This window comes from Sulfitobacter sp. HI0129, from assembly GCF_001635395.1.
Classification (GTDB): domain Bacteria; phylum Pseudomonadota; class Alphaproteobacteria; order Rhodobacterales; family Rhodobacteraceae; genus Sulfitobacter.
In genome coordinates this window covers 1-8,599 of sequence record NZ_LWGH01000025.1, presented here as the reverse complement: position 1 = coordinate 8,599, position 8,599 = coordinate 1, and the positions used below count along the sequence as shown (strand labels likewise).

9 protein-coding genes and 1 tRNA gene are annotated in these 8,599 nt (G+C 62.3%); 9 read left to right on the top strand and 1 reads right to left on the bottom strand.

Annotated features, from left to right (window positions below):
• The 9 genes from A3764_RS00330 to A3764_RS00290 all read left to right on the top strand — a co-directional run.
• On the top strand, window positions 1-545 hold a 545-nt coding region (locus A3764_RS00330), incomplete at its 5' end, for an aminotransferase class V-fold PLP-dependent enzyme (protein ID WP_150122009.1).
• Window positions 546-570: 25 nt separating this feature from the next.
• Entirely contained in the window at window positions 571-2,103 is a 1,533-nt protein-coding gene (sufB, locus tag A3764_RS00325) for a Fe-S cluster assembly protein SufB (RefSeq protein ID WP_443069084.1), read from the top strand.
• Window positions 2,104-2,108: 5 nt separating this feature from the next.
• The gene (locus A3764_RS00320; RefSeq protein ID WP_236627969.1) at window positions 2,109-2,921 is read left to right on the top strand and encodes a polysaccharide pyruvyl transferase family protein; all 813 of its coding nucleotides are present in this window, start codon (window positions 2,109-2,111) and stop codon (window positions 2,919-2,921) included.
• A 78-nt stretch (window positions 2,922-2,999) separates the two neighbouring features.
• Entirely contained in the window at window positions 3,000-3,755 is a 756-nt protein-coding gene (gene sufC, locus A3764_RS00315; RefSeq protein ID WP_067921505.1) for a Fe-S cluster assembly ATPase SufC, read from the top strand.
• 8 nt (window positions 3,756-3,763) lie between these two features.
• Window positions 3,764-5,035: a SufB/SufD family protein gene (locus tag A3764_RS00310; RefSeq protein WP_236627968.1), complete on the top strand. Its 1,272-nt coding sequence runs from the start codon at window positions 3,764-3,766 to the stop codon at window positions 5,033-5,035.
• Window positions 5,035-5,523, top strand: coding sequence for a hypothetical protein (locus A3764_RS00305; protein WP_067923388.1), 489 nt, complete (start codon window positions 5,035-5,037; stop codon window positions 5,521-5,523). Before A3764_RS00310 ends, A3764_RS00305 begins: the two co-directional genes overlap by 1 nt.
• The gene (locus A3764_RS00300) at window positions 5,520-6,110 is read left to right on the top strand and encodes a Yip1 family protein (protein WP_067923385.1); all 591 of its coding nucleotides are present in this window, start codon (window positions 5,520-5,522) and stop codon (window positions 6,108-6,110) included. The genes A3764_RS00305 and A3764_RS00300 overlap by 4 nt, the downstream gene beginning before the upstream one ends.
• A complete protein-coding gene (locus A3764_RS00295; protein WP_067951016.1) occupies window positions 6,103-7,323 on the top strand; it encodes a cysteine desulfurase in 1,221 nt (406 codons plus the stop codon). Before A3764_RS00300 ends, A3764_RS00295 begins: the two co-directional genes overlap by 8 nt.
• Window positions 7,324-7,371: 48 nt before the next feature.
• Window positions 7,372-7,448, top strand: a tRNA-Arg gene (locus tag A3764_RS00290).
• 178 nt (window positions 7,449-7,626) lie between these two features.
• Here the strand turns inward: A3764_RS00290 and A3764_RS00285 are convergent.
• Window positions 7,627-8,196 (bottom strand): YcbK family protein, encoded by a 570-nt coding sequence (locus A3764_RS00285; RefSeq protein ID WP_067923711.1) that lies wholly within the window; start codon window positions 8,194-8,196, stop codon window positions 7,627-7,629.
• Window positions 8,197-8,599 lie beyond the last annotated feature (403 nt).

The following is an 8,599-nucleotide window of genomic DNA, read 5'->3' as shown; positions in this document are numbered from 1 at the left end:
TGGGCGGGCCGAAGGGTGTGGGGGCCTTGGTCCTGCGCCGTGGTCAGGAGCTGCAGGCGCAGATCCGGGGCGGCGGGCAGGAAATGGGCCGGCGTTCCGGTACGGAAAACATCGTCGGCATCGCCGGGTTTGGTGCCGCAGCCGAAGCGGCTGCCGCGGATGTGGCCGCAGGCCGGTGGGAAGAAGTGTCGCAACTGCGCGATTTGCTGGAGACCTCCCTTGCGGAGAGTGGATCACCCACTATTTTTGTAGGGAAAGACAGCGCCCGCCTGCCCAATACCTCCTGCCTTCTCACACCCGGCTGGAAGGGCGAGACACAGGTCATGCAGATGGACCTTTCGGGCTTTGCCGTTTCCGCCGGATCGGCCTGTTCCAGCGGCAAGGTTCGCGCCAGCGCGGTGTTGCGCGCCATGGGATACGATGAAATAGAAGCTGCGAGCGCGATCCGGGTGTCGCTCGGGCCGGAGACCACCCGGGAAGAGATATTGCGGTTCGTCGAAACTTGGACCGCCAAGTACATGAAACACGCGAAGCGGGCCGCCTGACAGCCCGGCATAAAGGATGAAAATCTTGGAAAATGCGATTGTCGATAAGCAGACGGACGTCAAGGAAGGCGTCGATCAGGAAACCGTCGATGCCGTGCGCGAAGTGGGCGGCAAGTACAAATATGGCTGGTCGACCGACATCGAGATGGACTACGCGCCGAAGGGACTGACCCCGGACATCGTGCGGCTGATCTCTGAAAAGAACGAAGAACCCCAGTGGATGACCGACTGGCGGCTGGCGGCCTATGAGCGCTGGTTGCAAAAGAAGGAGCCTGACTGGGCGATGGTCGATTATCCCGAGATCGACTTTCAGGAACAATATTATTACGCCCGGCCCAAGAGCATGGCGGTCAAGCCCAAGTCGCTGGACGAGGTCGACCCCAAGCTGCTGGCGACCTATGACAAGCTGGGCATCCCGCTGAAGGAACAGATGGTTCTGGCCGGTGTCGAAGGGGCCGAAGCCGCGCCTGCCGAAGGGCGCAAGGTCGCTGTCGACGCGGTCTTCGATTCCGTATCTGTCGGCACGACCTTTCAGGAGGAGCTGAAGAAGGCGGGGGTCATCTTCTGCTCCATCTCCGAAGCGATCCGGGAATATCCCGATCTGGTGAAGAAGTACCTCGGCTCCGTCGTGCCGGTGAACGATAACTTCTACGCCACGCTCAACTCCGCCGTCTTCTCCGATGGCTCCTTCGTTTACGTGCCTCCGGGCGTGCGCTGCCCGATGGAACTGTCGACCTACTTCCGGATCAATGCGGAAAACACCGGCCAGTTCGAGCGGACGCTGATCATCGCCGACAAGGGGTCATATGTCTCCTACCTCGAAGGCTGCACGGCACCCCAGCGGGACGAGTCGCAGTTGCACGCCGCCGTGGTCGAGATCGTGGTGGAGGAAGACGCCGAGGTGAAATATTCCACCGTTCAGAACTGGTATCCCGGGGACGAGAACGGCAAGGGCGGCATCTACAATTTCGTGACCAAGCGTGCCGATTGCCGGGGTGACCGGGCCAAGGTGATGTGGACGCAGGTCGAGACCGGCTCCGCCGTCACGTGGAAGTACCCGTCCTGCATCCTGCGGGGCGATGACAGCCAGGGCGAGTTCTATTCCATCGCCATCACCAACAACATGCAGCAGGCCGACACCGGCACCAAGATGATCCACCTCGGCAAGCGCACCAAGTCGCGCATCGTGTCCAAGGGCATCTCGGCGGGCAAGGCGCAGAACACCTACCGGGGCCTTGTGACGATGCACCCCAAGGCCAACGAATCGCGCAACTATACCCAGTGTGACAGCCTGTTGATCGGGTCGGAGTGCGGGGCGCATACGGTTCCCTACATCGAGGTGAAGAACAACTCGTCCCGGGTGGAGCACGAGGCCACGACATCCAAGGTGGATGACGACCAGCTTTTCTATTGCCGCAGCCGGGGCATGGACGAGGAAGAGGCCGTGGCGCTGGTGGTGAACGGGTTCTGCAAGGACGTGCTTCAGGCGCTGCCGATGGAATTCGCCATGGAAGCGCAGGCGCTGGTGGCGATCTCGCTTGAAGGTTCCGTCGGGTAGCACCCTTGGCGGCGCGTGATCATATGACGCCCCTGCGGCTGTACTGGTGGAACGCGGTGCCCAACTTCGGCGACGCAATCAGCCCGGTCATTGTCGGCCATCTTGCAGGCCGCGAGGTGCGGCATGCCGCGCCGAAGGATGCGGAGATGTTCGCGATCGGCTCGCTGCTGAACGTGGTGCGGCGGGTCTTTACCGAAGGCACGCCGCCCGACACCCGTCCGGTGATCTGGGGATCGGGCGCGCTGCGCGCGATCCGGGGGGACCGGCTGATGGGCAAGGTGCAATTCGCCCTTGTGCGGGGGCCGGTGACGGCATCGCTTCTGGGGATCGAGACGGACAGTTTCGGCGACCCGGGGCTGCTCATCTCAGACGTCTGGCCCGCTGGCGGGCAGCGGCGGGAGGCATTGGGTTTCCTGCCCCATCACTCGCTGATGGACGATCCGGACACGCAGGCCTTTGTTCGCGCGCACCCCGAGCTTACGCTTATCGACCCGCGCGATCCGGCGGATCAGGTATGCGAGGCCATCGCGGGCTGCCGCCATGTCTTTGCCTCCTCGCTCCATGGCCTCGTGGTCGCGGATGCATACGGGGTCAGCAATACATGGGTCGACCCCAAGGGGCAGGGGCGGCTCAAATATCATGACTACGCGGCCTCGCTCGGGCGGGACATGCGCGCGCCGCTGCCGCTGGATGCGGTGGCAGACCACACGCTGCCGGACCCGGATGCGCCGCTGCCCTATCAACCCGCCATCGATGCGGCGCGGGCCGCGCTTCGGCGCAGTTTTCCCGTGCAGCTCCGGCAGGAGCATGCCGCCTGAACCAGCCCTTCCCGGGCCGAAAGAGACAGAAACGCCATGCCCCGGCATGGCCATGAAATTGAAGAAAAGGAGCCAGCCATGCTGAGCATCAAGGGCCTGAAGGTCAAACTCGAAGAAGAAGACAAGCAGATCCTTAAGGGAGTCGACCTTGAGGTCGAGGCCGGCAAGGTCCACGCCATCATGGGGCCGAACGGATCGGGCAAATCCACGCTCAGCTACGTGCTTTCCGGCAAGGACGGCTATGAAGTCACCGAAGGTTCCGCCACGCTCGAAGGCGAAGACCTGCTGGACATGGAACCGGAGGAACGCGCCGCCGCGGGCCTCTTCCTCGCTTTCCAATACCCGGTCGAAATTCCGGGCGTCGGCAACATGACCTTCCTGCGCACCGCGGTGAACGCACAGCGCAAGGCGCGCGGCGAAGAAGAAATGTCCGCGGGCGATTTCCTCAAGGTGATCCGCGCCAAGGCGAAGGATCTCAAGATCGACGCCGACATGCTGAAGCGGCCCGTAAACATGGGCTTTTCGGGCGGCGAGAAGAAGCGCAACGAGATCCTGCAGATGGCCATGCTGGAACCAAAGATGTGCGTGCTGGACGAAACCGACAGCGGGCTTGACGTGGACGCGATGAAGCTCGTGGCCGAAGGCGTCAACGCGCTGCGGACCGAAGGGCGCGGCTTTCTGGTGATCACCCACTACCAGCGCCTGCTGGACCACATCAAACCGGACGTCGTGCACATCATGGCCGATGGCCGCATCGTCAAGACGGGCGGTCCGGAACTGGCGCTCGAGGTCGAGAACAACGGTTACGCCGGCATCCTGTCCGAGGTGGCGTGATGACGGCCATGCAAGCGACTACATCCGAAACCGACGACCTGATCGCCCAGCACAGGATCGAGGCCGAGGGCTGGAGCCGGACGGCGCGCGAAGACGCGCTGGCCCGGGCCACCGCCATGGGCCTGCCCCAGCGGCGTGATGAATACTGGAAATACACCCGCCCCGACAGCCTGACGGCGGCGGAGCCGGTGGCAGCAGCCCTGCTCAAGTCCGACGAAGCGCCGCTTTTCGACGGAATGGACCGGCTGAAGCTCGTCTTCGTTGACGGGGTGTTCGACGCGGATGCCTCCGACGACCTGTCGCAGGAAGGGCTGGAGATCGAATTGCTTTCCCGCGCGGAGGGCGATCTGCACTGGGCGCGTGATCTCTATGGCACGCTTGAGGCGCGGGGTCAGAAACCCGTGGAGCGTCCGCTCGCAGCCGTAAACACCGCCTTCGCGAAGGAGGGTGTTCTGATCCGTGTGACCGGGAAGGTCAGCCGCCCGGTCAACCTGATATATCGCAGGAATTCAGATAGTTCCGACGTGATGCTGCACTACTGCGTGAAGGTGGAGAAGGACGCCGAGGTGACCGTGCTCGAAAACGGCCCCGCTGCTGCACGGCTCAATACCGTGATGGAAGTGGATGTGGCGGACCACGGGCATTTCCACCATGTCCGCGCCCAGGGCCGCGACCATGAGCGCCGCGCCGCGACGCATGTCTTTGCCCGGCTGGGGGAGGAGTCTTTCTTCAAATCCTTCACCGTGACGGTGAACGGCGCGCTGACGCGCAATGAATGCGTCATCGAGCTGACGGGCGATGATGCCAATGCCCATGTCGCCGGTGCCTGCGTCGGGGACGGGGATTTCCACCATGACGACACGGTCTTCATCACCCACGACGCGGTGAATTGCGAAAGCCGGCAGGTGTTCAAGAAGGTCCTTCGCAACGGGGCGGTCGGCGTTTTTCAGGGCAAGATCCTCGTGAAGGACGGCGCGCAGAAGACGGACGGCTACCAGATCAGCCAATCGCTGCTGCTGGACGAAGACAGCCAGTTCCTTGCCAAGCCGGAGCTTGAGATCTACGCCGACGACGTGGCCTGTTCGCACGGGTCGACATCCGGCGCGATCGATGAGGACGCGCTGTTCTATCTGCGGGCGCGCGGCGTCGAAAAGCATGTGGCGACCGATCTGCTGACGCTCGCGTTCCTCGCCGAAGCGGTGGAGGAGATCGCCGCCGAAGAGCTGCGCGATGCCATCAACGACCGGCTCGCCTCCTGGCTCGAACGTCATCGCGGCTGATGGCGGCCTCGCGGGATATCGTGGCCACCTATCGCGGGCCGCGACGGGTGTTCGCCCGGCTGCTGTCGGGCGACGCGCGGGAGGACAGGGCGCTTATCTATCTGATGGCGGCCTGCCTCATCTTTTTCGTGGCCCAGACCCCGCGGCTGGCCCGCGAAGCACATCTGGCGGGGGTCGAACTCAACATGCTGTTGGGCGCCACGATGATGGCATGGCTCTTCATCGCGCCGCTGCTGCTTTACCTGATCGCGGGCATCACCCATCTGCTGGCGCGGGTTGTCGGGGGCAGGGGGTGCGGCTATGACGCGCGGATCGCCCTCTTCTGGGCGTTGCTCGCCTCCAGCCCCATCGTGTTGCTGCACGGTCTGACGGCCGGTTTCATCGGCACGGGGATCGAGTTGACGCTGGTCGGTCTGGTCTGGCTCTGCGTGTTCCTGTGGTTCTGGCTCACCGGGTTCTACGTCGCCGAATGGGGGCGTGCGGGATGACCGGGGCCGATGTCATGCCACTGATCGTCACAACCCTGCGCGACCCGAAAGAGGCCGCGCGGCTGATCGGCACGCTCAACCTCAACCGTGATGTGCTCTGGACCGCGCTGGCCTTGGTGGCGGCGATCAACACGCTTGTGATCTCTGTCCTGATGTCCTTTGCGGGGCAGGGCGTGCAACTGCCCGGCTATTTCAACATGCCGCTGGTGCTCTTCGTACTCATCGCGGGAGTGCTGGTCGTTTACGTTCAGGCGATCTTCTGGGCGGGCAGGGCGCTGGGCGGCAAGGGTGATCTGGGGCATCTGCTCGCGCTGGTCATCTGGCTGCAGACATTGCGGGCCGGGGCGCAACTGATCGTCTTTGCGCTGGCGGGCCTGTTTCCCGGGTTGTCGCTGCTGATGTCCGTTCTGATCGGTGTCTGGGGTCTGTGGATCCTGCTTCATTTCATTACCGCGGCGCTTGGCCTGCCCTCACTGCTGCATGCGCTGGGAACATTGGTGCTGGGTGCGGTGGGGCTTGTCCTCGGTCTGGGGATCCTGTTGTCGCTGGTTGGGGCCGTCGCCCAAGGGGTACTTCCGAATGTATGATATCGCGCAAATCCGCAGCGAATTTCCAATCCTTTCGCGCGAAGTGAACGGCAAGCCGCTGGTCTATCTGGACAATGGCGCTTCGGCGCAGAAGCCGCAGGTCGTGATCGACGCCATGACGCAGGCCTATTCCATGGAATACGCCAATGTGCACCGGGGTCTGCATTACCTGTCGAACCTCGCCACCGACCGATACGAAGCGGTGCGGGGCACCATGGCGCGGTTTCTCGGGGCGAAATCGGAGCATGAGATCGTTCTGAATTCAGGCACCACCGAGGGGATCAACCTCGTGGCCTATGGCTGGGCCATGCCCCGCATGGAAGCGGGCGACGAAATCCTGCTGAGCGTGATGGAGCATCACGCCAACATCGTGCCCTGGCATTTCCTGCGCGAACGGCAGGGCGTCAAGCTGCGGTGGGTCGATACCGATGAGACCGGCGCACTGGACCCGCAGGCCGTGATCGACGCCATAGGTCCGCGCACGAAGCTGGTGGCGATCACCCATCTTTCCAACGTTCTGGGCACCAAGGTCGATGTGAAGACGATCACGCAGGCCGCCCATGAACGTGGTGTGCCGGTGCTGGTCGACGGGTCGCAGGCGGCGGTTCACATGCCGGTGGACGTGGCGGACATCGGCTGCGATTTCTATGCGGTGACCGGGCACAAGCTCTACGGTCCCTCGGGTTCCGGCGCGATTTACATCAAGTCCGAACGCATGGCAGAGATGCGTCCCTTTATCGGTGGCGGTGACATGATCCGCGAAGTCACCAAGGACAACGTGACCTATAACGACCCCCCGATGAAGTTCGAGGCGGGCACCCCCGGGATTGTCGCGACCATCGGCCTTGGCACGGCGCTGGAATACATGATGGACCTCGGGATGGACAAGATCGCGGCGCATGAGGATTCCCTGCGGGATTACGCGGCGGCGCGGCTGGGGGATCTCAACTGGTTGCAGATGCAGGGCCGCACGCCGGACAAGGCCGCGATTTTCAGCTTCACGCTCAGCGGTGCCGCCCATGCCCATGATATTTCGACCATCCTCGACAAGAAGGGTGTCGCCGTGCGCGCGGGGCATCACTGCGCCGGGCCGCTCATGGCACATCTGGGTGTGACGGCGACCTGCCGCGCCTCCTTCGGGCTCTATAACACCAAGGAAGAAGTCGATACGTTGGTCGAGGCGCTTGAACTCGCACATGATCTCTTCGGATAGGCGTTTTGTGTTTGCAGGACGCGGTGCGCGTGGCTATACCGCAGCCGTGGACCATTAGCTCAGCTGGATAGAGCGCTGCCCTCCGAAGGCAGAGGCCAGAGGTTCGAATCCTCTATGGTCCGCCACTCTTCCACACCGCCGTAATTTTTTCTGATTTTTTTCGGAACCACTTCGTCTTGGCGGGGTTCCCTCTGCAGACGATGTAAAATCGCTTGACTGACTGCGGACACTCCCCTGTCCGCTTCCAAAAAAAAAGAGGCGCCCGAAGGCGCCCGTTTTTACATAGCAGCGAAGATGGGTGGCTCAGCCGCCCCAGCTGCGTACGTTGCCGCAATCCATGTGGGTGAAGTTGGAGTTTGAATAACGTCCGACCCCGCCTGCGTTGCATGCAATGGCTGCCCGCGCCACCTGATGAACGGAGCGTGAGGAAAGCCGCAGATCGGCCGCCTGACCCTTCATATGCAGCGAATTCTTTGCAACGCCGCCTGAGCGGGAGCGCAACATCGCGTTCGTCTTGGGGCTGCGATAGCCGGAAAGCAGCATATAAGGTTCGCTGACATCCAGAAGATTATGCGCGGCTGCCATGATATCAACGGTGCGCAGGTCGATATTGGCGATGCCATCGGTGCGCCAATCGCGCATGAAGTAGTTGATTTCCTTGACAGCATCCGCGATGTACTGGCCTTCGATCCAGTAGATCATATCGATCCGTTCACCGGTGCGGCCCGAATACATCCGAACGCGGCGGATATCGCCCGCGCCACGCAGGAAGCCTGCCGCGTTGCCGAATGTCGGTGCTGCTGTGAGTGTGGTTGCTGCGAATGCACCCAAGAGGGCGCGCCGGGTCATCCCCGAAGAGCATGTGCCTGTCATGTGTTCCTGTCCCAATCTGCCTAAGTCGTACCCAAGATGTTACATGGGCAATACATCTCATCCCCAGATGCAACATCGTTATTACATAGGCCCCAAATCGAACCAAGAGATGAATCCGGACGGTTCCGGATCACGACAAGTTTAGGCAAGTTTTTGCGCAAATCGGCGTTTCGGTGCGTTTGTGTCAGGAATAGTGGCATCTGCGCATCAGGGGTTTCCTTGGGCCAAGTCGCACCCATTTGTGAATGGACACTTACCCGGCACGGACCCNAAAAAGGAGGGTGCTCGCCAGAGTTATTGAAGGAGAATCCTGATGTTAAGCTACACAGCAACGGCTCGGTCCCAGGCCACGAAAGCCTTCGGCGCAGCCGCCATCACGGTATTCAGTCTGCTGTCCGGCCCC

Coding starts and splice junctions, on each gene's coding strand:
- A3764_RS00285 (WP_067923711.1), bottom strand. CDS start 8,196: ATGACAGGCACATGCTCTTCGGGGATGACCCGGCGCGCCCTCTTGGGT.
- sufC (WP_067921505.1), top strand. CDS start 3,000: ATGCTGAGCATCAAGGGCCTGAAGGTCAAACTCGAAGAAGAAGACAAG.
- A3764_RS00305 (WP_067923388.1), top strand. CDS start 5,035: ATGGCGGCCTCGCGGGATATCGTGGCCACCTATCGCGGGCCGCGACGG.
- A3764_RS00295 (WP_067951016.1), top strand. CDS start 6,103: ATGTATGATATCGCGCAAATCCGCAGCGAATTTCCAATCCTTTCGCGC.
- A3764_RS00300 (WP_067923385.1), top strand. CDS start 5,520: ATGACCGGGGCCGATGTCATGCCACTGATCGTCACAACCCTGCGCGAC.
- A3764_RS00310 (WP_236627968.1), top strand. CDS start 3,764: ATGCAAGCGACTACATCCGAAACCGACGACCTGATCGCCCAGCACAGG.